General features: G+C 31.0%; 23 protein-coding genes and 1 rRNA gene. 8 read left to right on the top strand and 16 right to left on the bottom strand.

Going from position 1 to position 26,534, the window contains the following annotated elements:
* The 3 genes from rrf to ACWNT5_RS22090 form a co-directional block, all read left to right on the top strand.
* Positions 1-99 (top strand): 5S ribosomal RNA (gene rrf / locus ACWNT5_RS22100); the annotation flags it as partial.
* A gap of 454 nt (positions 100-553) precedes the next feature.
* Positions 554-1,381, top strand: coding sequence for a LytR/AlgR family response regulator transcription factor (locus ACWNT5_RS22095; protein WP_456518597.1), 828 nt, complete (start codon positions 554-556; stop codon positions 1,379-1,381).
* Positions 1,382-1,516: 135 nt separating this feature from the next.
* On the top strand, positions 1,517-2,113 hold the full coding sequence (locus tag ACWNT5_RS22090; protein ID WP_456518596.1) for a hypothetical protein: 597 nt from the start codon (positions 1,517-1,519) through the stop codon (positions 2,111-2,113).
* Between the two features lie 14 nt (positions 2,114-2,127).
* On the opposite strand, the gene ACWNT5_RS22085 is transcribed toward ACWNT5_RS22090, so the two are convergent.
* From ACWNT5_RS22085 to ACWNT5_RS22075, 3 genes are all read right to left on the bottom strand, one after another.
* Positions 2,128-5,085, bottom strand: coding sequence for a DNA polymerase III subunit alpha (locus ACWNT5_RS22085; RefSeq protein WP_456518595.1), 2,958 nt, complete (start codon positions 5,083-5,085; stop codon positions 2,128-2,130).
* A 17-nt stretch (positions 5,086-5,102) separates the two neighbouring features.
* Complete coding sequence (gene dinB / locus ACWNT5_RS22080; protein WP_299602553.1) at positions 5,103-6,314, bottom strand: DNA polymerase IV; 1,212 nt, start codon at positions 6,312-6,314, stop codon at positions 5,103-5,105.
* Between the two features lie 163 nt (positions 6,315-6,477).
* On the bottom strand, positions 6,478-7,296 hold the full coding sequence (locus ACWNT5_RS22075; RefSeq protein ID WP_299602550.1) for a hypothetical protein: 819 nt from the start codon (positions 7,294-7,296) through the stop codon (positions 6,478-6,480).
* 287 nt (positions 7,297-7,583) lie between these two features.
* On the opposite strand from ACWNT5_RS22075, the gene ACWNT5_RS22070 reads away from it, so the two are divergent.
* The 3 genes from ACWNT5_RS22070 (at position 7,584) to ACWNT5_RS22060 (ending at position 11,198) form a co-directional block, all read left to right on the top strand.
* On the top strand, positions 7,584-8,093 hold the full coding sequence (locus ACWNT5_RS22070) for a DinB family protein (RefSeq protein ID WP_299602548.1): 510 nt from the start codon (positions 7,584-7,586) through the stop codon (positions 8,091-8,093).
* A 159-nt stretch (positions 8,094-8,252) separates the two neighbouring features.
* Positions 8,253-10,469: an ATP-binding protein gene (locus ACWNT5_RS22065; protein WP_456518594.1), complete on the top strand. Its 2,217-nt coding sequence runs from the start codon at positions 8,253-8,255 to the stop codon at positions 10,467-10,469.
* 15 nt (positions 10,470-10,484) lie between these two features.
* A complete protein-coding gene (locus tag ACWNT5_RS22060; RefSeq protein WP_299902354.1) occupies positions 10,485-11,198 on the top strand; it encodes a LytR/AlgR family response regulator transcription factor in 714 nt (237 codons plus the stop codon).
* A 49-nt stretch (positions 11,199-11,247) separates the two neighbouring features.
* Here ACWNT5_RS22060 and ACWNT5_RS22055 read toward each other — a convergent pair whose 3' ends face one another.
* The 5 genes from ACWNT5_RS22055 to ACWNT5_RS22035 form a co-directional block, all read right to left on the bottom strand.
* Complete coding sequence (locus tag ACWNT5_RS22055) at positions 11,248-11,469, bottom strand: hypothetical protein (protein WP_299902352.1); 222 nt, start codon at positions 11,467-11,469, stop codon at positions 11,248-11,250.
* Between the two features lie 20 nt (positions 11,470-11,489).
* Positions 11,490-11,699 (bottom strand): hypothetical protein, encoded by a 210-nt coding sequence (locus ACWNT5_RS22050; RefSeq protein ID WP_456518593.1) that lies wholly within the window; start codon positions 11,697-11,699, stop codon positions 11,490-11,492.
* 21 nt (positions 11,700-11,720) lie between these two features.
* The gene (locus ACWNT5_RS22045) at positions 11,721-11,930 is read right to left on the bottom strand and encodes a hypothetical protein (protein ID WP_299902346.1); all 210 of its coding nucleotides are present in this window, start codon (positions 11,928-11,930) and stop codon (positions 11,721-11,723) included.
* A 33-nt stretch (positions 11,931-11,963) separates the two neighbouring features.
* Positions 11,964-12,182, bottom strand: coding sequence for a hypothetical protein (locus ACWNT5_RS22040; RefSeq protein ID WP_456518592.1), 219 nt, complete (start codon positions 12,180-12,182; stop codon positions 11,964-11,966).
* Positions 12,183-12,293: 111 nt separating this feature from the next.
* Entirely contained in the window at positions 12,294-13,967 is a 1,674-nt protein-coding gene (locus ACWNT5_RS22035; protein WP_456518591.1) for a helix-turn-helix domain-containing protein, read from the bottom strand.
* Between the two features lie 219 nt (positions 13,968-14,186).
* Here ACWNT5_RS22035 and ACWNT5_RS22030 point away from each other — a divergent pair, with 219 nt between their 5' ends.
* Complete coding sequence (locus tag ACWNT5_RS22030; RefSeq protein ID WP_456518590.1) at positions 14,187-14,789, top strand: LytR/AlgR family response regulator transcription factor; 603 nt, start codon at positions 14,187-14,189, stop codon at positions 14,787-14,789.
* A gap of 88 nt (positions 14,790-14,877) precedes the next feature.
* On the opposite strand, the gene ACWNT5_RS22025 is transcribed toward ACWNT5_RS22030, so the two are convergent.
* Both ACWNT5_RS22025 and ACWNT5_RS22020 read right to left on the bottom strand, forming a co-directional pair.
* Positions 14,878-15,867 carry a hypothetical protein gene (locus ACWNT5_RS22025; protein WP_456518589.1) on the bottom strand — a complete coding sequence of 330 codons (990 nt, stop codon included), beginning with the start codon at positions 15,865-15,867 and terminating at the stop codon, positions 14,878-14,880.
* A gap of 66 nt (positions 15,868-15,933) precedes the next feature.
* Entirely contained in the window at positions 15,934-16,494 is a 561-nt protein-coding gene (locus ACWNT5_RS22020; protein WP_456518588.1) for a conjugal transfer protein TraO, read from the bottom strand.
* A 292-nt stretch (positions 16,495-16,786) separates the two neighbouring features.
* Between ACWNT5_RS22020 and ACWNT5_RS22015 the strand changes: the two genes are divergently transcribed.
* Positions 16,787-18,325 (top strand): leucine-rich repeat domain-containing protein, encoded by a 1,539-nt coding sequence (locus ACWNT5_RS22015; protein ID WP_456518587.1) that lies wholly within the window; start codon positions 16,787-16,789, stop codon positions 18,323-18,325.
* A 96-nt stretch (positions 18,326-18,421) separates the two neighbouring features.
* On the opposite strand, the gene ACWNT5_RS22010 is transcribed toward ACWNT5_RS22015, so the two are convergent.
* The 6 genes from ACWNT5_RS22010 to ACWNT5_RS21985 form a co-directional block, all read right to left on the bottom strand.
* Complete coding sequence (locus tag ACWNT5_RS22010; RefSeq protein WP_456518586.1) at positions 18,422-18,565, bottom strand: hypothetical protein; 144 nt, start codon at positions 18,563-18,565, stop codon at positions 18,422-18,424.
* 474 nt (positions 18,566-19,039) lie between these two features.
* Positions 19,040-19,654, bottom strand: coding sequence for a hypothetical protein (locus ACWNT5_RS22005; protein ID WP_456518585.1), 615 nt, complete (start codon positions 19,652-19,654; stop codon positions 19,040-19,042).
* Between the two features lie 15 nt (positions 19,655-19,669).
* Positions 19,670-20,518 (bottom strand): hypothetical protein, encoded by an 849-nt coding sequence (locus ACWNT5_RS22000; protein WP_456518584.1) that lies wholly within the window; start codon positions 20,516-20,518, stop codon positions 19,670-19,672.
* Positions 20,519-20,539: 21 nt separating this feature from the next.
* The gene (locus ACWNT5_RS21995) at positions 20,540-23,773 is read right to left on the bottom strand and encodes a PAAR-like protein (protein ID WP_456518583.1); all 3,234 of its coding nucleotides are present in this window, start codon (positions 23,771-23,773) and stop codon (positions 20,540-20,542) included.
* A gap of 22 nt (positions 23,774-23,795) precedes the next feature.
* On the bottom strand, positions 23,796-24,647 hold the full coding sequence (locus ACWNT5_RS21990) for a hypothetical protein (RefSeq protein WP_456518582.1): 852 nt from the start codon (positions 24,645-24,647) through the stop codon (positions 23,796-23,798).
* 2 nt (positions 24,648-24,649) lie between these two features.
* Positions 24,650-26,518: a type VI secretion system Vgr family protein gene (locus ACWNT5_RS21985; protein ID WP_456518581.1), complete on the bottom strand. Its 1,869-nt coding sequence runs from the start codon at positions 26,516-26,518 to the stop codon at positions 24,650-24,652.
* Between the last annotated feature and the right edge of the window lie 16 nt (positions 26,519-26,534).

The following is a 26,534-nucleotide window of genomic DNA, read 5'->3' as shown; positions in this document are numbered from 1 at the left end:
TATAGCATCGGGGCTCACCTCTTACCATTCCGAACAGAGAAGTTAAGCCCGTTAGCGCCAATGGTACTACAATCGTGGGAGAGTAGGTCGCCGCCTTCCTTGAAAACCCTTCATTATGACAATGAGGGGTTTTTTTATGCAGTAAACTGAAGCTGTATAGAATACATACCACTTACTGCTCATAGCAGCAAACAACTAAAAAGCACTCAGACAACAACCAAGAATACGTGCTACTGGAAAACCAGGAAGATGGGTCTACATTGAGATGAAACACTGCCATTGAATGGACAACTCGATGGATAACCATCTTTTATACTGGATCGCTCTTCTTTGTGTAATTAATTAATACCTTGGATTGATAACATCTTTTTGTATATAATATTAATTTATAAGTTAAAAATTCCTCTAATTTGATATTTTAGTGATTATACGTATCGTAACAAACTGATAAATAAATATTAAGATTTAATAGATACTTTTAATTTTGTCATGCTTCGTACTATTTTTAGATTACTATTGAATTAGAGTTTATAGAATAACAATATTATTTTAAATGTCCTTAGGTTTGAACAAGTGGTTAGCAAAAGAAGGTGTCGTTACCCCAATCACATTAGGAGTTTCTGTTTTTTTTCTGTTATTATTATTTCAACCGTTTGGTTATAATGATTACGAATATGGTAAGTTGTTGAGTGATTCATTTCTATCTTCGATAATTGTATTATTAATAACTTTTACTTCTAGAAAAGTTACTTATAGCATTTTTAGAAAAAGGTCTGTAAATGAATATCTATGTATCCAAGTTTTATTGGATATAACTTTGTTTTTAGGAGTCACTTTTTTAATTAATCTAATTTCAGGTGGTTTTAGAAATATACGTTTTGTAGATTGGTTGAGTTTATCTCTCCAATACGTCTTGATTTTTGAATTGTTTTTTATACCACTTTCGTTATTCATTAAACATTATTTTAAGTTAGTTACTGGCGATGTAAATTCAAACTTGGATAGAAGTGAAGATTTTAACTTATCACTGCATAAAGTATGTTTATTATCAGATACTGGAAATGATATATTAGAAGTATTTCCTCAAGAAATATTGCTGATAAAAAGCAGTGGTAATTATATGGAAGTCTTTTATCTCAAAGAAGGAAAAGTTTCTCGTTATATACTTAGGAGTACATTGGAAAAAGTTACTAAACAACTTGATCTATATCCTTTTTTATTTAAATGTCATCGTTCTTATTTGATAAATACAGATAGAATTGAAAAAGTAAGAGGAAATAAAAGAGGATACACAATAACAGTAAGTGGATTACAAGAAGCAATACCCGTTTCAAGATCTAAAATAGATCTGTTTCATAGCGTTTATTCCGATGAAGATTAACTTGCCCTCTGAGTTTTATTACTAATAATTTTTATAACCTTCCTATTCATCCCTAATATATCCTATCGATCACATAATTTATTTTCTTACTCCTTAATGCTATTGATTTGTACGCTGTAAAGCAAAGTTTATCAAATGAGAGTATTACAAAATATTATAATTTTAGTGATTATAATTATGATTAATGGGTGTAAATCGACTAAGACTGAAAATTTGTTAGAAGCACCTCATACTTGGCGAAAAGAAGTATTAGAATTTCCATTAATTTTTGCAAGATCACTTCCTTACAAAGGAGAAGAGCACATTCGTTTTGCCGAAGGTTGGGGAGATGTAAATGATGAAGATTATTTTAGTTATGTTTTTATATGGATTTTAGAAGATGATCCAGATTTGACAGCCTTAAGAGTGACCTCTGATATGGACACATATTTTACTGGCTTAATGAAAACGGGATTACTTACAAAGCTTAAGTTTTTTAAAAAACTGCCAAAAACAAAAGTTAGTTTTTATAAGTCTCAAGGACTAAATTCAATGTTTCAAGGGAAAATTGAAGTATACGATACCTTTTTTAAACAGGAAAAAATAGTACTCAATACAAAGATAAATTCTTCATATTGCAGTGTTTTAAAGAGGTATATTGTTTATTTTAGATTATCACCAAAAGAGTTTCATGAACCTATATGGGAGGATTTGCAAGCAGTAAAAATAAAGTATGACTGTTGTGGAACATAAGTTAAACTAATTTGTTAAGCATATCGTGGATCTTGAATATAGTCTTGTTTTACAATTTTGATAATTTCGATACTTAAAAACCCAAATTCTTCAACCACTTTACCATACATACGATAAATGCCTTTGTGTCTTAATTTATATTTTTCTTGTACAGGTGGAAATAGTACAGTGTCAAATACATCACCAAATTGATCTAAAAAAGTACCAAAAGCCATTCTTTTACCGTTGGAAGTACTTGTGTTTTTCATGGCAATGAGATAGCCATAAATATCAATTTTTTTGTTTAAATATGCTTTTAAGTCATTTGCTCTATTTTGATTAACAGGTTTCGTGGTTAATATCTCATAATACCCGCAAATTGGAAATCCAAAAGACTCAATTTGCTCAAAAGCATCTTCTAATTTAGAAGTTGAGAACTCAGGTAATCTATATTCTGTGCGCTTTTCTTTAAATAAAAGAGGTTGGTCATAGCTTGAAGAATTATTATGTAACTTAAAATGAGCTTCCCATAATAATTCATGTTTGTTCTTTTTGGTAAAAGCAAAAGCATCTATTTTAATCAGAATACTTATCTGTTCTATACTTATAGGAACACGATCGATAAAGTCATTAAGGGAAACATAGGCTCCATGTATTTGACGCTCTGATAGTATGAGTTCAGATGTTTTGTGATCTAAGTTTCGTAAAATGTTTAGCCCGAGATAAATATGATTGTTTTTAAGAATATGTTCATAATGACTAACATTAATACAAGGTGTATGAATTATGGCTCCTAGTAATTTAGCTTCATGTAAATATACTTCTGGTCGATAGAATCCTCCGCCATTATTTAAAGTAGCTACTAAATATTCTAGAGGAAAATAAGCTTTTAAAAATAAGCTTTGGTAACTTTCTACAGCGTACGATGCCGAATGTCCTTTTGGGAATGCATAACCAGCAAAACTCGCTACCTGATCCCATATTTCGAATATAAGCTGTTCTTCATACCCTTCATTCCTACAATTCTGAATGAATTTTTGTTGTACTTCTTTAAATTCTTTACGAGATCTAAACTTACCACTCATTCCTCTTCGTAATACATCTGCTTCATCTAAGGTAAGTTTAGCAAAAAGATGAGCTACTTTAATTACGTCTTCTTGATATACCATAATGCCATAAGTATCTTTCATAAGATCTAGCATAATAGGGTGGGAGTTGTTACGCCTATTTTTATCGTGTTCTCTTAAAATATATTCTCGCATCATTCCGCTTTTAGCTACTCCAGGTCGTATGATAGAGCTTGCCGCTACCAATCCCAAATAATTATCTGTTTTTAGTTTACTTAGTAGCATACGCATAGCGGGAGATTCTACATAAAAACAAGCCAAACATTTAGCATCTCTAATCAGAGCATTTATGTTAGGGTCTTTCTTGAATTTTTCAATATCATGTATGTCGAAATTAGCTTTCTCAGGTTGATTATATTGAATTATGTTTATAGCTTCTTTGATTTTTGCTAAACCGCGCTGACCTAGGATATCAAACTTGTAAAGTCCTAAATCTTCTGCAATGATCATATCAAATTGTACTGTTGGAAAACCTTTTGGAGGCAAATCTGTGGACGCATAATTGTGGAGTGGTTGTTCACTGATTAAAATACCACTAGCATGGATGCTAATGTAGTTAGGAATTCCTTGTAATAGTTGGCTATAAGTAATCACTAATTTGTGGATATGATCTAAAGAGTTATAATCATAATCGCCTCCACTAAGTTTGTCGATTTCAAATTTAGGTAACCCAAATACTTTTCCTAATTCTCTTACTGCTCCTTTATAATGAAATGTAACATACGCTCCTAATAACGCTACATGATTAAATTCTGAAAAGATAAAACGTGTGATATCCTGTCGATCTCTCCAAGAGAAGTCAATATCAAAATCAGGAGGACTAGTGCGATGTGAGTTGATAAAACGTTCGAAATATAAATCTAACTCTATAGGATCCACATCCGTAATCTTAAGTAAATATGCAACAATACTATTAGCTCCACTACCGCGACCAACATAGTAATAGCCTTGTTCTTGAGCATATGAAATGATTCTCCAATTGAGAAGAAAATAAGATACAAAATTCATTTTGGTAATGAGATTTAGTTCTTTTTTTAATCGATCTTTTACTTTTTTATTTGGATTTGAATATCTATAAGGCAATCCTTCTATACATAATTTTTTTAATAATTCGTTGTCTTTTTGAATATCTCCTGTATATGTTTTTTGATTTAAAGAGGGTTTGTTTTTAGAAAAATCAAAATCGATAGTACATTGATTACTTATGTTTTTGGTATTTCTAATGATGAAGTCAAATTCTTGAAACTCTTTTGTAATTTGATCATTATGAATCATTTGTTCAGAAAAACAAGCTTGCTGATCTTCGGGTAATCGACTTAATAAAATATTATTATCAATAGCTCTTAGTAAACGATGTGTATTAAAATCTTTTTTAGACCTAAAAGTTACAGGCTGAAGAATAACAAGCTTATTTTCTAATAGTAAGATTTTTGAAAGTCTAAGTTTTGGAATATCTTTTATGGTAACACCAATAAATTCATTTGTATTTAATGTTTTTTTTAGGGTTCCTATAATTTGTTTAAATGGATATATGACAAAAGCATTTTGGAATAGGGGAGCGGTTTCTGGAAATGCTATCTTATTGTGTAAATGATACGATAGAAAGTCATTCAACTCTTTATATCCTTTATTATTTTTGGCAAGCCCTACATATAATTGCTGATGATTATTTCTAAAATCAATACCTACAATTGGTTTAATATTGTATTCTTTGGCTTTTCTAATAAAATTAAGGCATGCTGATGTGTTATTGATATCCGTCAAAGCCAGAGAATCAACACAATTTTCTTTAGCTAATTCTAGTAGTTCAATTTCAGAAAAAGTTCCAAATCTTAGACTATAATATGAATGACAATTTAGATACACGAAATATAAAATCTATTTTATTGTTTTCTATGTGCTAATACGACTGGCGGTTGACCGTTAAAAGGGTTTTGCATTCTACCAATAGTTTTAGATCCCATAGCAACAGCTCTAATAACACTTCGATCTCCATATTGATTTCTTATATGATCTAAAGCTTTATAAAGATTTAGCTGTTTTTCATTGTCTTCGAAAAGGTTAATCTGATAGTTTCCTGTTACTAAATGACTAAATCGAATTCCTATGAGACGTACTAACAGTCTTTTTTGATATAGTTTTTCGAATAGTCCAAGTATTTTTGGAATTAATACATGATCAGCACTAGTGTAAGGTATTTTAAGTTGTTTAGAGTAGGTGTTGAAATCAGAGTATCTAATTTTTACAGCAACACACGCACACAATTTATTTCCTCTACGTAGCTGATAAGATAAGTTCTCTGTCATTGCAACTAGAATATTTCGCAGTTTATGCACATCTATAGTATCTCTATCAAATGTTCTCTCTGTAGAAATAGATTTTCGTTCAGAGAAACCAATCACAGGAGTATCATCAATTCCGTTTGCTCTTTTCCAAATCGTTAGTCCATTGGCACCTAACACTCTTTGCATGACATCTACAGGCATGTCCTGTATTGTTTTTACCTGTCTAACTCCTAGATTGCGAAGTGTCTGAAATGTTTTATCACCTACCATCGGAATTTTTTTAATAGATAGTGGAGCGAGAAAAGGTTTTTCTTTACCAAAATCAATCTTTAATTGGTTATTGGGTTTCGCTTCATTAGTAGCTACTTTAGAAACTACTTTGTTTTGAGCAAAACCTAAAGAGATCGGTAATCCAGTTTCGGATATAATTTTTTGCCTTAATTCTGATGCATATTTATAGGCACCAAAGAATTTATCCATTCCAGAAAGATCTGCATAAAACTCATCGATACTGGATTTTTCTAATACAGGAACTTTTTCTTTGATGATTTCTGTAACGATATCAGAATATTTACTGTAGGTACCTGCATTACCTTTTATAACAGTAGCTTCAGGACATAATTCTTTAGCTATTTTCATAGACATTCCTGAATGCACACCAAATGTTCTAGTCTCATAACTACAAGCCGCTACAACACCTCGATCGCTAATTCCCCCTACTAGCAAAGGTTTTTGTTGCAAAGAACTGTCTATGAGTCGCTCTACAGATACATAAAATGTATCCAAGTCTAAATGTAATATAGTTCTCAATTTTACTTTTTTTTGGAATAATTCCAAATTTATGGAATTATTCCAAATTATTCAAAATTGATACTTTGTTTTGTTCTTATTACAGCAAAAAAAACGACACTTAGTTAAAAGTGCCGTCCCTGAAAAATTTTATTTTGGGGCTACAAAATAAAATTCAATCGTATTAATTTTCTGTGTAACCAGCGAATTGTTGCATAGCACTCTTGGTTAGTTCTTTTGCTCTATTTACGTAGAAACTTTTTGTATCGTCAAGAGTTTCGTTCATTAAATCGTTTTCACTTCTTACATAATCTTTCTGAGTTTCAAATGTAGAGTTGTCATCAAAAGCAATACTTAATTCTTGCAAAGCACTTTCTAATTTTTGTAATGCCTGCTCAGCTTTCGCTTTTACTGCAGTTTGTTGCTTTAATTCTGCTGCACGTTGTGCTTCAAATTCTGCTTGTGCTTTTTGCTGTGCTGCAATTTGCTCTTGTAATTTTTGTTGTTCGATTTCTAACTGACGTCTTTGCGCTTCTAATTCTTTTTGCTTTTGAGCCACTTCTTCAGAAGCAGCAGCAATAGCTTCTTCTTCCTCACTTACATCAGCAATATCTTCAGAATAAGAATCACTACCTTTATTTGCTTGACAATTTGTTAATTGCTCTAATAATTTAGGACCAAGCTCCTTCGCTTGTTTAGCATAGTATCTACTACGCTCATAAGTGTCCTGATCCATAGAGCTTACCATTTTGGTTTTAGCTTGATAAGCTGTTTCATTAGCATCATCACATCCACATTTGTCAGCAAGAGCTTCTACTTTTTCGAAAGCTTCTATAGCTTTATCAGCATATTCTTGAGTGTGGAATACATTGTTGGCACCATGAGCTTTCTTAGAGTGAGAGTATGCATAGCTAGCGGCTGTTAAGGCATCTTCATAAAGATCTTGGGCATTAATTTGGTTAACAAAACAAAGTAAAAATAAAATTGATGCTATCCTTTTCATTTGTATGGGGCTTTTTAATGAACAGTACAAGTATACAATATTTTCCAAGTAACATCCAAAAATAAATGTCATTAATCGATGAAATACGCACTTTGTCTTAATTTTTATGGAAAACCCATAAGTAAAGTGATAGATATCCTACTGTTTACCAACGGCGGTTATCATTTGATTTATCAATAACGATATTGGATATTGAGTAGTATATACTTCTCTGCGTTATTTATAATTTTAACGTTTTTCAAAAGTTATTATGTAAGTTTATTGTGTATCTTACGTCAATATTCCCTATGAAAGAACTTATAATATCCTCAATAAACCACAATCTCAATAATGCAATTGCATTATTAGACGCAATAGATTTAAAAACTTACTGTAATGCTTCTGTAGGACCTTATTACTCAAGTATTGGTTCGCATATAAGACATACTCTTGATTTTTTTGATTGTATTATAGACGGATTAGATACAAATGATATTGATCTTACTGCACGTAAAAGAGATGAAATTTTATCTACCAATATTGATGCAGCAAAGGACCATATATATATGTTGCAGAAAACATTACTCTCTTATATAGATGCTAACACAGACTATTTGATTCATGTTACTGATAATATGGGGCAAGGTAAAGTAACTGTTAATTATACATTAGAAAGTATCTTGGCACATGCTAATAGCCATGCGATTCATCATTATGCTACTATAGGATATATTCTAAACCAATTGAATGTAGAATTAGAAATTTCTGGGTTTGGTTATAATCCTACTACTCCAATAAATAAAAGAGAAGGAATTTAGTAAATGACAAACTTATTCGATAATCTCTTTTATTATTATTTAATTTCCGCGGTTCGCTAATGTTTTAGTTATAATCAATCTAAAATAAGTTTTAAGCGTTTATCTTTGATATACTATTATCTAAGTATGTATTGATTCATACTTTAATCATCATCAACTATGATCAAAGTAAAAGATATATTTATATTCATTTTTTGCCTTACCAATATCAATATATATACTCAGAGCTTAGAAGATCATTGTGATTTATGGAGAAAACAAAAGGATACGATTACAAGTTCGGAGTCTTTATCAAAACTAAATAGCTATATAATTAATAAAGTTGATGATGCGTGTAAATTTGAAATTTACATAGCATCAGGATCATTATATACTATTTTAGGTAAAAGTAATATTTCTCTAGAGTATTTTAATAAGGCAGAAAAAATTGCAGAAAAACTCAATGATAGTCTAATCTTACTAAAAGCTTATTCAGAAAAGGCGTATGCCTTGGCAGTTAGTAATGCTAATGATAAAGAAGTATTAAAATACTTAAATAAGATAAGATTAGTTTTAGAAAATAACCCTGAAAATGAAAATTGGCTTCCTTACTATGATTCGTTAGCTCAAATTGCAAGAGGTAATGAAGATTATTTTCGAGCTATAAAATACACGGATACTTTAATAACATTCCTGAAAAAATTTGGGTATACCGCGGGACTTCCTAATAGATATCAAAATAGAGGTTTATATTATTTTAATATGTCAAATTATGAAGCTGCAGCAAAGGATTTACTGCACTCTATAGAATTGAATGAAAAATTAGGTAGTCCAATATTAATAGAAGATACATATTACTTTCTAGGGCTTAGTTATCTAAAATGGAAACAATATGATGTAGCTATTAAGTATTTAGAAAAAAGTATCTCTATAGCAAAAGTTAAAGAAAATTATAAAACATTAATTTTTGGATTTTCTGATTTGTCAAAATGCTTTTTGGAGTCCAATCATATAGACAAATCCATTACTTATGTAGATTCGGCCTTATATTACAATAAGCTATTAAAAAATGATCTTGTTCAAGCAGAGGTTTTAAATCAAAAAGGAAATATATTTTTTAAAGGTTATAAAGAATTAGATGATGCAGAGAACCTTTTTACTGAATCTTTTGAATTAGCAAATGTCTCTAAAGATCGTAAAGTATTATATATTTCTACGTTGAGTTTGATAGAACTTTATAACGATAAAAAAGAGTATAATAAATCAAGCAAATATATTTCCATACTTCGAAAAATATCCAAACAAAGAGACATTTTATTATGGAAACAAAGATCGTATAAAATCTATAGTGAATATTTTGAAGGAATACGTCAATTTGATTCAGCTATGAGATATTTGAAAAAGTATTATAAGATTAAAGACTCTGTGTCTAATCAACAAGTTCAAACTAAAGTTGCAGATCTAGAAAAGAAGTATGATACCAAAAAGAAAGAACTTAAAATAGTTACTCTCAATAAACAAAAAGAAGAGCAAGAACGGATTGCTCAACAAGCAAAAAATCAACAATACTTATACCTGATCATTACTGCTTTTTTATTACTATTCTTAGGAATTGGAACCTGGACATATAGAAAACTTAGAAAACAGCAAAAGAAGTTGGTCTCAACGAATCAAATTAAAAATCGTCTTTTTTCTATTATCGCTCATGATTTAAGAGGTATGATTATTCCGTTTCAGAGATCAGGAAAAATATTAAAATATCACATTCAAAAGGAAAATTATGATAAAACAATAGAACTCTCTCAGGCTTTAGAACAAAACTCTGAGCGTTTGTCTAATATGCTAGATAATTTATTAAACTGGTCATTAGAACAAATGAATGGATATAAAATCAATCCTGAGAAAATCATAGTTGGAAAAGAACTAAAAGATATTATTTCTGGATATAAACAACAAGCCTCTTATAAAAACACGAAACTAGAATTAAAATATAAAAATGAATTATCAATTGATTTTGATAAAGGTGCTTTCCATGTTATTTTCAGAAATCTAATTAATAACGCATTGAAGTATACAGAAAATGGTAGTATAAGAATAGAGTTTACAACCAAGGGTAATGTGTTTGTATGCTCAGTTGTTGATACTGGAATAGGAATGTCTTCTGATCAATTAACACATCTTTTTGCTTTAGAAGAAAGAAAATCTACTATAGGTACGCAAGGTGAAAAAGGAACAGGATTAGGTCTTAACCTTGTATATGGTTTTATAAAAATGCACAAAGGAACGATAACTGTTTCATCAGAAAAGAGAATTGGCACGCGATTTGACTTAAGTGTTCCTACAACATTAACTTTGATAGAGAAAGATAGTGCTACTACCGAACCTTTATCTGCCTAATTAAAAGCATAAGTCATGGATATTTATATAGTGGAAGATAATATATTTCATTTAGAAGATATTAAAATCACTTTAGAAGAATTAGAATATAATTGTGTAGGTACTTCAGATGATCCTTTTGAGGCTTTGGAACAGATTGGAGACTTAATGCCGGATGCAGTTATTTTAGATATTCATCTTCATGAGAAAGATTCAGGAATAGCACTGGGACATCAAATAAAGTCTTTATATCATATTCCTGTATTTTTTACCACCTCTGATACAGATAAAAATGTAATGAATAAAGCAGCCGAAATCCATCCCGTTGCTTATTTAACAAAACCCATCGATAAAGATGATCTACAGGCAGCTTTAATTTTGGCCCAGAAGCAGGAGGTAATCTTAAGGAACAATGGTGGTGCCGGAAAAGAATATATCTTTATTAAAAGTGGTAATAAATTGGTGAAAGTACATTTAGATTCCATATTATTTGCGCATACAGATTCAAAAAACTATTGTACCATTGTCACTACAGATCATAAAAAGCTATCAGTGCGTTATTCTATTTTAAAACTTAGTAAAAAGTTAAAAGGGTTAGAGTTTGTACAAACTCATCGATCTTATATTATTAATTGGAATAAGATTGATTCGCTACATGAATATGATCAAACAATAGAAATACAAGGACATCATATCCCTATAGGCAGAACGTTTAAAGAAGATATCTATAAACGCTTGAAAGTGATATGAAAAAGTCAAATAGACTATAACTTATTAATACTATATCCTTGTGTAACTATTATATACAAACACAAGTTCGACCACTGATAGGGACTGTTTTTGTAGAAATACCACAATCCCAAACGGTTTTAGCGCAGATGGTGGGTTTCGTAAAACAAACTTCTGGATCAAAAGTTTCTGTATCCGTATCTTCTTGTTGCCCTCCTTTAAATGAATCAAGATGATCAAGTTTGGCAATCTTTATTTTATCTAGAGTTAGCTTTTTTTTGTTGTTTTTCATCATAATTTGGTTATGATTATTTAAATGCAAACACAAGTTTGACCACTAACGGGAACTGTTTTTGTGGATATACTTTCCCAACAAAAGAAGGGATGGGTTTCACAGTGTTCTGGTTTAGAATCTGTAGGAAACTCATCGTTACCAATACCACCAGAAATTAGCTCAAGATTATGTAATCTTGCAATTTTGATCTTATCTAAACTTAACTTTTTGTTCCCTTTGTGTTTCATTTTTTTATGTTTTATTAATCGTTAGATATCATTTGGATCGATACTACCAGTACCGATAGGAACAGTTTTAGTAGAAGTCATACATTGATCATTAATACTCGCTAAATTATGGTCAGAAAGAGGCTCGGAATCCTCTTCTATGATGATGATAGATCCGCCTTTTATAGCATTTAGATTCGTTAATCGTGCAATTTTGATTTTATCGAGATTTAATTTTTTATATTTTTTCATATCAATATTTCTTAAAGATGAAGACTTCAGCGCCTAAATACAATTTCTAGTATTACTTACTGGAATGGTTTTAGTAGAAGTATGTGTAAGCATACAATCTTTTTTAGAAGCTGTTTCCGTACAATTATCGATTAAGGTTGATTGGTTGGTTGCTGTATTTGGGTTAAATCCACCTTTTACTTTATATAGAGGATTTAATTGAGCAATCTTAATACGATCTAGGCTTAGTCGCTTTAATTTTTCCTTTTTCATTTAGATTTTTTGTGTTTCACACAATCTACGATTTTAAGAAGAAAAATACAGGTTATCATACTTGAAATTTATAAATTTCAAGAGATATAAGTGTTTTTATTTGTTTGAAAATTAATCTTTTAGATGTTTTATAAAGTATGAAGGGTAGATACCTGTTTTTTTATGAAAAGCCGAAGAAAATGATTGCGCATTTTTAAAACCAACTTCCTCCGCAATCGCTTGGATGGTATAAGATCGCAGAGCCTTGTTTGTGCTTAGTTGATCTACAGCAAAGTCAATTCTTAAATTATTTAGATAATTTGAAAAATTTACGCTCTTATAGACATTGATGATCTTAGAAAGATACGCACTGTTTGTATTAAGTTCTTTAGCTAGCGAATTAAGGGTGTAATGTTTTTTTGCGAATTGGTTTTTAGCTTCAAAATCTTGCAATTTCTTTAAAATAGTTTCAATTACATCTTCCGGAATATCTAAATCCTCTTTTTTGGTTAGATTAGATGTTATCTCTTTTTCAAGAGCGGCAGATTGATTTATTTTAGACTTTTCTTGTTGTTCTAATAATAATTTTTGGAATCTACTTTTGTTTAGGTAACTTCTTCTAAATCCATAAATAGCTAGTAGTACTAAAATTAATGAAAGTACTATTAAGAAAGTAATAGTGTTATTTTTTAAAAAAGTATCTTTCTCATATTTGGCTATTAATTTCTCTTTTTCTGAAATTAATTCTGCAGCATCATATTTTCTAGTAATATTTCTTGTTAAATAAACCTGATTAGCATGCCTAATACTATCCAATTCTAAGTGCGTATTAAGATAGTCTAATTGAAGTTTATAATCGCCTTTAGATTCAGCATCTTCTTTTAGATATTCATAAACTTTAATAGTTTCAGGAATTACATCTTTAGTCTTTCTTAGCGTGGTGTCTACTTTTTTAAAATATGATAAGCCTGTTTCTTTATTTCCAAGGTCTTTATAGCTTCGACCAATGTAATAATCACAAGTAGCAATTCTAGTTTCTACAGGATCAAATTTGCGTATTAATTCTTTTCCTTTTTGTAAACTATCTATAGCGTTTTTATAATTTTTTAGAAGATATTGATGAATTCCAGAAGTAACAATGATATAGGAATAGGTAGCAGAATCATTGGTTTTAAGGGTTTGCTCAATCCCTTTATCAATAATCTTTTCAACCAGATCTAAATCTTTAGTGTGGATGTAAGAATCTGCTAATGCAAATAATGCAGGATTATAATTAAATGTAGTTCGGTAATTGGCATTTTGTTCTAAAAATGTAATGTATTCTGCAAATATAGTTTTAGATTCTTCATAGTCACCAGCTTGATTTTTTAATAAACCAATGTTAAATTTAGCATCGGCATGCAATTTATCATTTCCATTTGTTTTAGCTTTCTCAGATGCTTGTACATAAGATTCTAAAGCTCCAATATAATCCCCTAATTCATATTTTATATTACCTTTTTCTAAATATGCTCCAGCAGGATATCTAGAATACCTTTTGTTTTTTGTAATAAGAATAATACTGTCTATAAAAGCGGATTTATCATTTGGTTTCAGAAAAGATAAAAAATGGTAGGCATTTGCCATTTTTAAAGTGTCAGAAGAACCCTTGTATTGATCAAGTAAATCCTCTGTGATCTTTATCCTTTTAGAAGTTTCAGTTTCTTTTCTTAAAAGTTCACGTAATTCCTCAAAATGATCTTGCGCTTTAGCCGTATAATTACATAGCAAGAAGAAAATAGTAGAAAAGAAGAATAAATATTTCATGTTATTAAAAGAAAACATTGTTATTGCTAAACCAGACAGCTTAAAACTGTTACGAATGTAAAGATTAAATATGTATCTAATGGAATTATGAAAAGAATTTATCAGTAGTTGAAATTTATAAATTTCAACTACTGATTTATAAATGCCAATAATAAGTCTTTGTAAAATAGCCTTTCAACTTACTAGATTTGAAATAGCGAACATCAAAAATCCCAATGTATGAAGACGTATCAAGTAGAAGCAAATGATTCTTATTTAAAAGAGATGAATATTGATATCGATGATCTTAAAAACACATCGTTAAGTAATTTGGATACTTCATTAATTATCCAAAAACAAGTAATTAAACACACTGTTGAAGGTATCATTATTGGATTTTATATTAAATCAAAGTATGCAGGTTTAGGGTTATCAAAAAAGGTAAATTCATTATATCAGAATTCGAAATCATTTCAGGAGTTTTCAGATGTGAAAAAAGTCCAAATTGAAGAACGCAAAAAGTCACATATCTTTGTTAAGTGTGGTAATAAGTTGGTGAAATTAGCAATATCCTCTATTATTTTTGCTCATACAGATTCTAAAAATTATTGTTCTATAGTAACTTGTGATGGTAGAAAATTATCAGTAAGACATTCTATAAGTAGTTTGCTGAAGGCTTTGAATAGAGATTTTTTTATTCAGACACATCGATCGTATATCGTAAACTGGCATAAAATAGAGTCTTTTTACGAATTAGATCAGACAATAAAAATTCAAGAACATCATATTCCCATCGGAAGAACTTTTAAAGAAAGGTTATACAATAAAATGAACATTATTTAGTCTGGTAAAGTGGATTGATTAAAATACTGATATCAATCTGATCAATCCACATTTTTGCTAATTTCGAACAAATAAATAGTTTCTCTTTTTAATTCTTTTTTCCGTCAAATGAAACACGAAGAATTTTTCCATCGATTTCTAAATCATCAAATGACATATCAATTTCTATAGCAGAAGAATATACGCCCTCAATAATTACAGAAGTATACTCATCAAAATCATTTTTTCTTCCGAATTGAATATTATGAATAGAAGGGATACCATTGCTGAAATCTAATCGATATGTTTTACATCCAGTTTTTACAATAGTACAGATTCCTTTCTTTGTTTCGATTTCATAGGTTTTTAGTTTTCCTCGATAAATTCCAACAACTTTTGATGGAAGCGTACTGATTTCTGTAGAATTGCAATGTATTAAACCTTCGTATACGTAGTCGTTATGCAAGAAACAAGTTGCTATAAGATTATTAGAAGCTGATGATTTAGAAATACTGATATTTCCAGTATCTAAAGATGTACTTTCATGGTCTATATGAATCTCTGAATTTCCAGAACTCAAATTCGTTTCTCCGTTTTCAATAAGAATGTTAGTATTACCTGTGCCAAGGCTTATAGGACTTCCATTATTAGTCACATTTATATTTTCAGTATCTGCATCCGCTTCATATTCATCGCTAATGCTACCAGAGAATGAGAATACTCCTTTTGCCGTTGATCCAATGAAAAGATCTCCATCTTCATCGAGTGTAATCGACAATGTTTTTCCTTGATGGATAATTGTTGATGTATAAGTATCATCATTTTTTATAAACTTTATATTTGATAATGAAGAAACTCCATTACCAAAGTTTAGATGGTACGTTCGAAATCCGCGCTTTTTAATAATACATTTTGCATCTGTATCAACACGAGTGCTAGAACCCGCTTCTGCAAGCACTCCCGTATATTCTGTAACTAAATATTTAGGCAGTTGTATACTGGTTTGTGCATTAAGAGTTACTGTTAGAGCAGTTAATAAAAAGAATACGACGATCAGAATTGTTCTTTTTAGTAGTTTGATTCGATGTGAAATTTCCATTGTTTGATTTGTTTAAAGCATTAATTAATAATATGAATAGATGAGATGATTGGTGTAGAATGTGTTTTATTTTAGAATTAGTTTGATTCCCAAGCCCGCATAAGGTGTAAACTCTCCCATTTCACTATTTACATGATACAGTTCATTTAATTTGAGATAAATTGTAATTACTGGAGAGATAAAGAAGTCTACATCTAACCCTGCATAAGCTCCATATATCACTTGATTTGTTTCTATAGCAAGCAATTGATTGTTTGGTAAATTAGTATCGTTATCATTAATAATTTCGTACCCAATTAATCCTCCAGCACCAAGAGAGAGCGAAAAGGTTCGCGAGTTGTTTCTAAGAATATCAAAAAAGAAACCAGTAGTAAAGGAATAAGTATCTACAGGAATATCTGCATTATTCCGCTCAAAAGAGGCGAAGCTTCCCTGTAGATTAAATTGTAGGTAATCGAACTCATTTATTTTATAATCTGCTGCTATTGCTGCGCCAAAACCATCTTGTACGATACCACCAGTAGTAGTAACAGCTAACTTGTGACTTTGTGCTGTTATTTCATAAGTATAAGAAAGCGGTATTAATAATAAAAGAATGAACCGTAATGGATTTTTGATTTGTTTCATTAGATGTGTTTTACCTTAATTAAGAAATTCGAAAAGTGAAATAAGCTTTTTAAATAACACCGAATATCATTTCGTGGATGTTTGTAAACATTTTATGGATTCGCGTTGGAGATTTTGGGTTTTTGGTTCAAATACCTAATAATAGGGAATATAGTAGTGATAATTAGATATTAACCTTACCAGAATACATTCATCCACAAAATGCTGCTATTAAACCACTCGGTTAACTAAAGCATCAACTTTTAAGACATATTTGTAATATCCAATTTAAATATTACAAATGCTTGGTGCTATGAAGAATTTATATGTAAGAATACTTATTTTATGCTCATTTGTGGTCGTTTCTTGTACCAAAGAAATAGATGAAGATCTGGTAATGACAATTGTTCCAGATAGTTCTGATGAAGTATTTGACGTTCTATTAAAAATCATAGAAGATAATCCTAATAATTTGCTTAATTGGGATGGAAATGTCGACAATATAAATGCTTGGGAAGGGGTCGTGTTTGAAAATGAGAAACTCACAGGGTTAGATATTGAAAATAAAAACATTACAGAACTAACACCAACGATAAGTTTATTGGAGGATCTAAAGGAATTAAGGCTAAAGGGAAATAATTTAGTCAGTATTCCAGATGAGTTGTTTGAATTAAAAATTTTAGAAAAGTTATCTATATCTGGTAGTGATGCTACAATAACGTTAGATAAGTTTTTAGCAGGGTTATTTTCTTTATCTTCCTTAACAGAATTGTCATTAGATCATTTTACAATAAATACCATTGAAGGAATTGGGGCACTGAATAATTTAGAGATATTATTAATTGAAGACACGTCGATTTCAACTATTCCTTCAGATATAGGAAGACTTTCTCAATTAAGAGAAATCACATTGACTAATTGTGAGTTTTTTGAAATATCAGAAGATTTTTTCAGACTTAGTAATCTTGAAACTATTATATTTCGAAATAATGCAAATCTCACTACTTTACCAGAAGCTTTTGATACATTCGAAAAGTTAACCTCACTTACAATTACAGGAAGCCAAGGCATTCAAACGTTCAATAAAAGTGTTTTTGGAGCTGTCGCTTTGAGAAAATTAGATATGTCCCAAAATAATATAGGTTTTTTAACGATCGAAGATGGTATTCTTCCCGAAGATATAGGGATGTTAACACAACTCACTGAGCTAAATCTAGAAAAGAATACAATTAATTCGATTAGTACAAGATTAGGAGAACTTATAAACCTGAAGACAATCAATTTTCGAGATAATACTATTAAGGATATTCCGAAGGAATTAGGTGCTTTAACAATTTTGGACGTTTTGGATATTTCTGGAAATTTACAGCTTAATGAAATCCCTGAAGAAGTATGTAAGTTAGAAGATTTAGGTACCATGATAATAACCGATGGAAGTTGTGGAGATCTAAGAGTAAGTTCTGAATATAGTTTTACCACTACAGAGGTTTTGACAAGCTCTCTGTTATTTGTTGATATCGTAGTTGATGCTGTAATTGATCCTGTTTTTGTTGATGGCGATGGACCTTTTGATTTAGATTTTGGAGAAATAGGCTTTGAGATTCATGAAGTGAATAAAGAAGATGTATTAATTCGAGATGATGTTTCTGATCAAGTCCTTATTACTCAGAGTACGACACAACAATTTGTGAATGTTGATGGCGCATTAAATCTGTCTTTTGAATTGGTTTCACCATCCGTACCTAATGCTAACCTAGAAGAAGGGAGAACTTACAGAGTTAGATTATTTAATACAGAAATTGGAACTGTAAAAACGTATTTACCAGCTTATGAACTTACTGTTTTAGAATAGTCTAGTATTTTTTGATATCATCGATCAATCATAAAAAACCCTCATCAATTTTTACTTTGATGAGGGTTTTACATTTCTAATTAAGAAAAAATGTCTTTAGTCACAATTTCTATGCGGACAAAAGAATGGCATATTCGTGTGTACTCCACAATCACATCCATCATATCCTCCGCTGACTAATTTCTGTACTTGTTTTTCTAACACTTTTACTCCTTCTATTTTTAAAAAGTCTTTTTTCATTTTATATATTTTTTAATGACATTACATTTTACGACTATCGTAATATGCATAATTTACCGAATGGTGAACTTGGAACAGAAACGCATTGATAATTATAGCTTGCCGTAAGGTCAACACAATCGCGATTATTGTGACATGGCAATAATCCTCCGTTAATTGTTTTCTGCTGTTCTTTAGTTAATGAAGTTCCTAAATTTGATATGTTATGTATCATGATGTAAAAAAATAAGTTAGTTTATTACACGATGTAATAAGTTCTTATAAGGTAAAATTTAGAAACATGATATTAGTTGAATAGTGGGTTTTTGTACTGTGATTGTGGATCAACTACAGTTTGATGTGGAGTTTTAGAAAATGCATAGTAGTGGATGTTTTATATTGATTGGATAATTCTACCATTATTATAGGCCAGATTAGGATCTCAAAAAATAAAATGATCCTACTTATTTATTGGACTAATTGTTAAACTGCTATCTATATGCTAAATAGACTATTGTCATTATTAGTTGATTTTTTTTCTTTAATTATAGTAGACTTTGTTTTTACTTTGGTTGGAGGAGGAGTTGTGGATTGTTTTTGACTTTCACCTAGTTGTTCACCCATTTGTAAGAAAGCTTCATTATTTTTCTTAGCATTTGGATTTTGATTAGATATTGGGGTATGCTGGGATATCTCTTGATGATCTGAATATTCGTCTGGATCTTCACCACGAAGCATCATTTCATCTTCTTTTTTAAACTGAAGCATTTCATCTAATGTGAAATGGGGGATAGGTACTTCTATAAAACCAGGTATTTCATCAATATTTCCCTGTTCATAAAGTTCTTTGATAATCGCAATACCTTGTTCTTTGGTAGCATAAGATTGTTTATGAACCTTTTTTAATTCTATAGGATAATCTATTTTCCATTTATTGATTCCAAACCAATTCAAGGATATGATGTAATCATTAATGTTTGATTTGTAAAGTTTTAATTCAGAATCTTGGTGGTCTGATAACTGCTTGAAAAAAGATAATACTTCACCGATATTACATTTTTGGTCAATGAGGTCAATACTAGTTAAACTATCTATGATGGCTGCTTTCATTTTTAGGATTTTATATTAAATGATACTAAACTCTGATGTAGCTGTTTTTTTATGAAGTTTTATATCGAATTCGGCACTTACACCTTTTTTGGCATTATTTAAGAGTATTGCTGACAAACCGTTTTTTCTTTTCAACTTCATTAAACGACCTTTTCCCATTAGAACACATTCTACATTATTATATTCGAGAGGAACTAATTTATATCCATCATCGATTAATAAAGTGATATCATTTATTTTACATGTCTCGTATTGTTTTTGGTTTAAATACAATGCCTCTTTCAATAAAAGGTTCTTGTCTTCATTAAGTTTAATAAATTGTGGGACCGATTTTTTATTAATAATTGTTTCCAAATTTTTAAAAAAGTCATATCCTTGGGTCAATAAAGATTGAGGGCTCTGTTGAAGCAAACTTGCAGATTCTGTCCATCCAGAAATTTTAAAGGGTAGTATTTTGTCCTTATATAGTCCTAAAAGTTCATAGCTAGGTAAACCTTCTAGAGATTCTGGTTTTTTTATATTTAACAGTTGTTTTTTGTCAACTGCGTCTGTAGCATCCGGAGTTTTTAGTTCTAATAATTTTAGACTATTCTTATTATTGTTTTTGCTTTTTATAGAAAGTTGGAGGTGTACGAATGAACTCGTCGTTAAAGTGTCTCTTCTAAAGGAAGGGGTTATTTTAGCTTTTATCTCGAACTCACCTTGCTTAAGAATTAGTTGATTAACAGGTATTGTAATGGATACTCCTTGATTTTTTGTTGATAATGGTTTGAATTCAAAAAGAATGACATCGTTACACCAAATTTCGGCATTACAATTATTAATATTAATACTAAGACTGTATATAGGGTTTGTTATATTCATAATAAGTTTATTGAAAAAGAGTTAAGATCCTCCTCCGGTTACATAACCAGAAGATTTTTTGTCTGTTAAATAAATTTTAGTGGAGTTAGAAACTTCTTCAAAAATTTGAATGTCGGCATATTTAGTACTTAGATCAACATCGATTAAATAATCACCTTTGGTGTCTTTATCACCATCTATTAGATTTTCATCTTCTTCATCGCTATTACCAAACCCAAAAAAACCTTTGATTTTGTCTACAGTTTCTGCTACTACTCCTGTAAGTTTCCATCCCTGTATTTGATATGTAATAGAGCCGGTGAGTTTTACTCCATCGAATTTAGAATTAAAAGATAAGTAAATACTATCTTCAAAATGTAAACCAGAACTTGCACTGATTCCAGTGGTAAGTTCATTAGTACTGTTAAATCTGTATTGAAATCCCATAGAGGTGGTATTAAGATCTGCTTCAAGAAGTATTTTCACCGATCCAGCTCCTCCACCTTCGATGACAGTATTTTGATTTTCACCAATTATTTTTTTACTTCCGTTAATAAAGAAATGTGCTTTGGCCACTATCTTTGCTTTAACAAAGTCTTCTACTCTTGGTAATGGCCTAAATTTATCCTGACTATTTAAATAGTACAGTGCTTTTTTATAAGCTTCTTCTGCTGAAGTTATAAGTCCATCAATAAATAGTAATAAGGGATGCTTTTTAGCCGCTCTAATCAGATCTATTTCTAATTCAAAAGACAACAACTTTGATTGTATTTCAATTTCTCCACTATATCCAATTCCAAAGAAGGGGTCATCAGTTTTTTCTTCTAAATTTCCGGAAGCTTTAACATCTAATGTAGGTGGATCAAATTTGGCCGATACACCTAAATATTTTTTTAAAGGTTTTTCTTTTTTCCCTTTACCACCATCTCCGATTTTAGCTGCCTTTTGAGTAAATTTTGTTAGGATATCTAGAGTAGAAAAAAGTTTTTGAGAAGAATCTTGAATCTTTTTAAAGTTAAACTTTTTAGAAAGGTTGTGAGATTGAGCTTTGTTGTCATAAAAAGCTCCTACACCTATGACCAGATCAGCTCCTTTATTTTCATATTTTAGTTCTTTTTGATCTGGCTTTAATGCAGCATTTCTTCTATCCAGGCGAGCTGCAATATCTGAGTACTTATTAAATACGGACTCTTCATACCCTCTATGCTCTAAAGTTAATGGATCTTTTGAAGCAAGCGATATTAATAAATGCCACTCTGCATCTATATAAGCCTTGGCTTGGATTGTTTTAGAGAAACCACATAATTCTACAGGAATACTGTATTCAACGGGATTCATAGCACGATAACCTAAAAACATTAGATCAACAAAATCTCCAAATAACCCTTCTACACTATTTGGATCATGAAATATGGATATGTCTGCAGTATTATTAGTTAAGGAGAGAGAAGAAGTTTCTCCATCCCTGTAATATTCTTTTGGTTTTTCATGTCCATGTTTGCAATTACTACAATCAAGCCCTTCAAACTTTATTGCTAATTTTTTTCTATTTTTTGTAGTTCCTGCTATAAATATTATAGGCATCGGTAAACTTCCAGAAAACTTTGTTTCACCTGCATAATTATTCTTTAATAGCGTGTATTCGTAAGTTTTATTTTTAATTATAGTTATTTCAGTAAGATTACATTCTTCCTCAGTTTCCTCTGTTTCTTCGGGTGGTTTTGTTTCTTCTGGTGGTGTAACAACAGGTGGAGGTGTTGTTTTTTCTTCCTCTTCTTCTTTTTTCTTTTCTTGTTTTGCTTTTACATTAGTTACTACATCTCCTTTTGGAAAGCCATCTACAGCGAAACTCATACCATCCATGGAGGTATTAGCCAGTGCCATGTTTTGGTTAATACTCGTAATAGATTTATTTAATTTAGCACTTACTTTCCCAGTATATTTTTCTTTTAAATTATCGATAAAACCATCAAAATTGTCCATTCTACCTAACCATTTTGAAGCCTTATCCATATCCTTTTGTACTTCTGCTGATTTTGCTTGAGCAGCATTGATTTTCTTTTGGGCTTTATTGTATCCTAATTTCTCTAACTCCTCATCTAATTCATCCTGAATTTTTTTATTGAGTTTATTCTTGGATCTTGCGGTTTTTTTATCAAGCTTTTTCTGGGCTTTTTTCTGAGCTTTTTCTTTTAATATTTTCGTGATTTCTCCTTTTTGAGGATTAGGAGGAATACTACTTTGTCCAGATGATACATATAACCCATATAAGGAAGCAATGGCTTTTTTACTAGATTCATCCTCCTCAAAAATGGCGTCCTTATTATAAGCTGTAACCTCTTCTGTCATTCGGTTATATTCATGCTCCGCTAATTGATCCAGTAATTTTTCATGTTCCTTTTTGTTATCTGACCACCGCTCTAACGGTGTACGATCGTCAAAGGTTGGAATTCCATTAGAGGGAGTACCATCCAGATTTACTAAACTGCTGGTGTTAATTTCTTGATTGTAATAGTTTTCTAATTCGTTTATAGAATTTTGAATTTCATTTTGAAAAAACTGTTCCTCTTTATCAGTAATCGCGTCGTTTTTTTCGATACCCAAATCATTAATTTGTGGTACCTCAATGTCATTAATGGTGGATGATATTTTGTTTTTAAGTTGGGGAATTTGATTTTCTAAGGATTCTAATTGTACATCGATCTGTTTCTTACTTAGATTGGCTTGGTTTAATGCTGCACTAGCACCATTAATTGTACTTTTTAGAGCTTTATTATCAAAGATTTTTCCAATTGGTTTTGCTCCATCTAAGACTCCAGAAATTTGTGAATTTATTTTATTGGTAGCATTTGTTGCTACTGACTTAGCTTTATTAGCGACACCATTAATTTTACCTTTAGCTCTATCAACCATATTAGGTTTTTTAGGACCCATAATCTCTGATTTGGCAACAGGTGGTTCGAAACCAACAAAGCCTCCACCAGCAGTACATATAAGTTCACTATGCTCTACCAAAGGGATAGCCTTTTCTATATTTACTGTGGGCTCAGCTGTATCTATCCATTTAGTGAATTTTGGATTGCAAATTTTTGTTGGAGTGGCTGTACAACTAGGAAACATTGGGATATTCGCACCGATAGTTTTGTCTGTAATATTTACCACAGGTTTTCCTCCAATAGTAACCATTTTGGTGGTAGAAATCATAGGAAGCAAAGTACCAGGACATTTATCACATTTTATTTTAAAACCTTCATAGGAAATTCTTTTTTCTTTCATAATACGGTGAGGTAATTTATGATTACATGGAAGTTAACTTGCTAATTTGTCTATAGCTATAGATCTCAGGGGCTTCAATATTTAAAAAGAAAATACTTTCTTCGGCATCTCCATTTTCTTTTAAGTCTTGTGCCTCAAAATAATTAGCGTCAATGTTAATGTTATAGGGGTGGACTTTAAAAAGATTACCAAGCAAAGAAGCTGTTTCTTCGTTATCAAATAGTTGAGTGTCTAAACTTCCTGATCTTACTATTTGGTATCCTTTGGTAACCTCATGAATAGCAATGACTTTAGTGACTACGTTAAAAGGTAAATCTGTGGTGTCAAAAAAATCAGCAAATATCTTTTTTTGTGCAATAGAAACTTCAGAAGTGATATTTTGTTGATAAATTGGAGGAAATAGTAATGTGATGATGTCGGATTTTTTTACAAGACTTAAAAATTCATTTTCATCATGTATAATTTGATGAATGCCTTCTAGTATAACATGAATGTCTTCAATATCATTTTCAAATGTTTTTTGTAAAATCTTTTGTTGGTCATACCATGCTTCTGCAATTTCTCCTCTATTGACAATTGAAATAACTTCTCCTTTTTGATCTGTATATAGGACTAATTTATGTTGAATAATGCTCAATTTATCTTCTAAAGAAAAGATACCTTCTTTATTACTTTGTGTTCTTTGGAGTACCTCTACAGAAAAGAGGTATCCGATTTGATCTTTTTGAATAAAGGTTTTCTTTACAGTTGATTTTATGTTGTTTTCTATAGGCTCTTCGGCGGATTTTATATATATACTAGTATTTATGGAATATATATTTGATCGCTCTTTTGTATTTATCGATAGATCTTCATTTAGTAATAATGTTGTCATGATTAATTGATATTAACTTTCCCTCCAAGAACTTTTACTCTCGCCGCCGTTAACAAACTACTAGCGGCACCAGTAAGGTTAAGTACTCCAGCGGTAATAATAGTAAGAATAGCTCCACTCTGTATGTTAACCATTACAGCACCAGTTATGGATACTCTTTTTCCAAATACACTTACACTTTTCGAACCGTTTATTGTAGCTTTAGATCCAGCTTTTGCTTTTAAATCACTACCTGCATCCATAGTAAAGTTTGTTCCTGCACTAGAGCTCATATCTTTTGAAGCTGTAGATGCTATATTATTTCCAGCATTTAAAGTAACATCGTTACTAGCTTCTATGGCAATATCGGTAGAGGAGAAGGTGATTTTGTTTGGTGCGCTAATAGTAATTTCACCATTACCAGCCATGACAATAGTATTACCACTTGGATCTGCAATAGTAACACTACCATCATTATCATTTAACGTTACCTGATTACCACTTCTTGTTTTAATGGCTTTTAAGTGATTATTACCACTTTTAAAACTTTCTGGAACGGATGATGAATTAGTTACGCTTCCTTTAACTATAGGTAATTCAGCATTGTCACCTTCGTGGTCAACAATAACTTCATCACCCTTTTCTGGTACAAAATACATTCCTTGTCCAGGTCCTCCTGCCAGACTAGCTTGACGAATCCATGGCGAAGTTTCTCCAGTCTCTTTTTGCCAAGCATATTGTATCTTCACTCTACCCATCCCTTCAGGATCTACATTATCTACAACCACTGCAGTCTGTGACTTGCTTTTGGGGAATGCTTTTATAGAGGTTTTAGGATATACATCGGACTCCGCCGTAATAGCCTCAAATGTATTTTCGTACCTGCCATTTTCGCTACAATTATGAATTACCTTTGTAATTCTGTATCCGCCATAAGAAGTACTTTCTCCATCTATAAGTATTTTACTTCCAATTGTAATACTTGGGTTGCTGCTTTTTCCAGTTACTTTTATTTGATTTACCTCATTAGCTCTTTTTTGATGAAGTATCTGATCGTCTATTCTGGACTTCATTCTGGGATCATCATGTGAGCTTACTAAAACCTGAGTTTCCTTTTGAAATAACTTGTCGCTTTTTTGATTGATTGTAGAAATAAAACCTTTGGAATGAGAGTGTAATTCTTTGGTTTTTACCTCATGGAAAGCATCGGTTAGATAGTCGTTAGTGAAATATTTAAAATTATTCGGGATAGTTTCTAATTTCATGGATAATTCTAATAAATCATATCCATATCTTAGCGTAACAGCATCTTTACTTTCTGGTTTTCCAAATATCAATTGGGTACCATCATAATAAAACCATTCTCCATACTGTGCGGCAAGTCTACTGGCGTATTGGAATGCACTTTCTTCCTGTTGTACACTATAATGAATGGGAGTGACCATATTTGGTGAAATAGAACATTGTAGAATACCTTTGTCATATCCCGTAAATGTCTTTTCGAGAATTTCGGAAATCGCGATATCTTGATGAGAAGCGTAATGTGGTCCATCATCTGCAATGATACTAGAACTTTTTCCCGAAATATGAATAAGGTCACCAGTTTTATGATAGAAGCCTTTCACGGTTTTTACAGAAGTGACAATTCCTTTGAACTCTAAAATTTCATTTTCTGAAAAACCGTTTACTGATTGGATTCTTACTAAAAAGACGCCACCTAAAAATTGGACGCTTTCTCCAGAAATATGATCATTTTTTTCTTCTAGAACATCTTTTCTACAGATGAGTTCAAAATGATGATGGGCATCTATTTCCTGATGTAGTGATAAGTTTTTAAAGGCTGGGATGGGATTACCATCTATAAATAATTGTATGTGTGTATCTGCTGCCATGGTTTATCTAATTGAT

This window comes from Aquimarina sp. 433, from assembly GCF_054054605.1.
The sequence above is the reverse complement of the archived record's forward strand: the minus strand, read 5'-3'. Positions and strand labels throughout refer to the sequence as shown.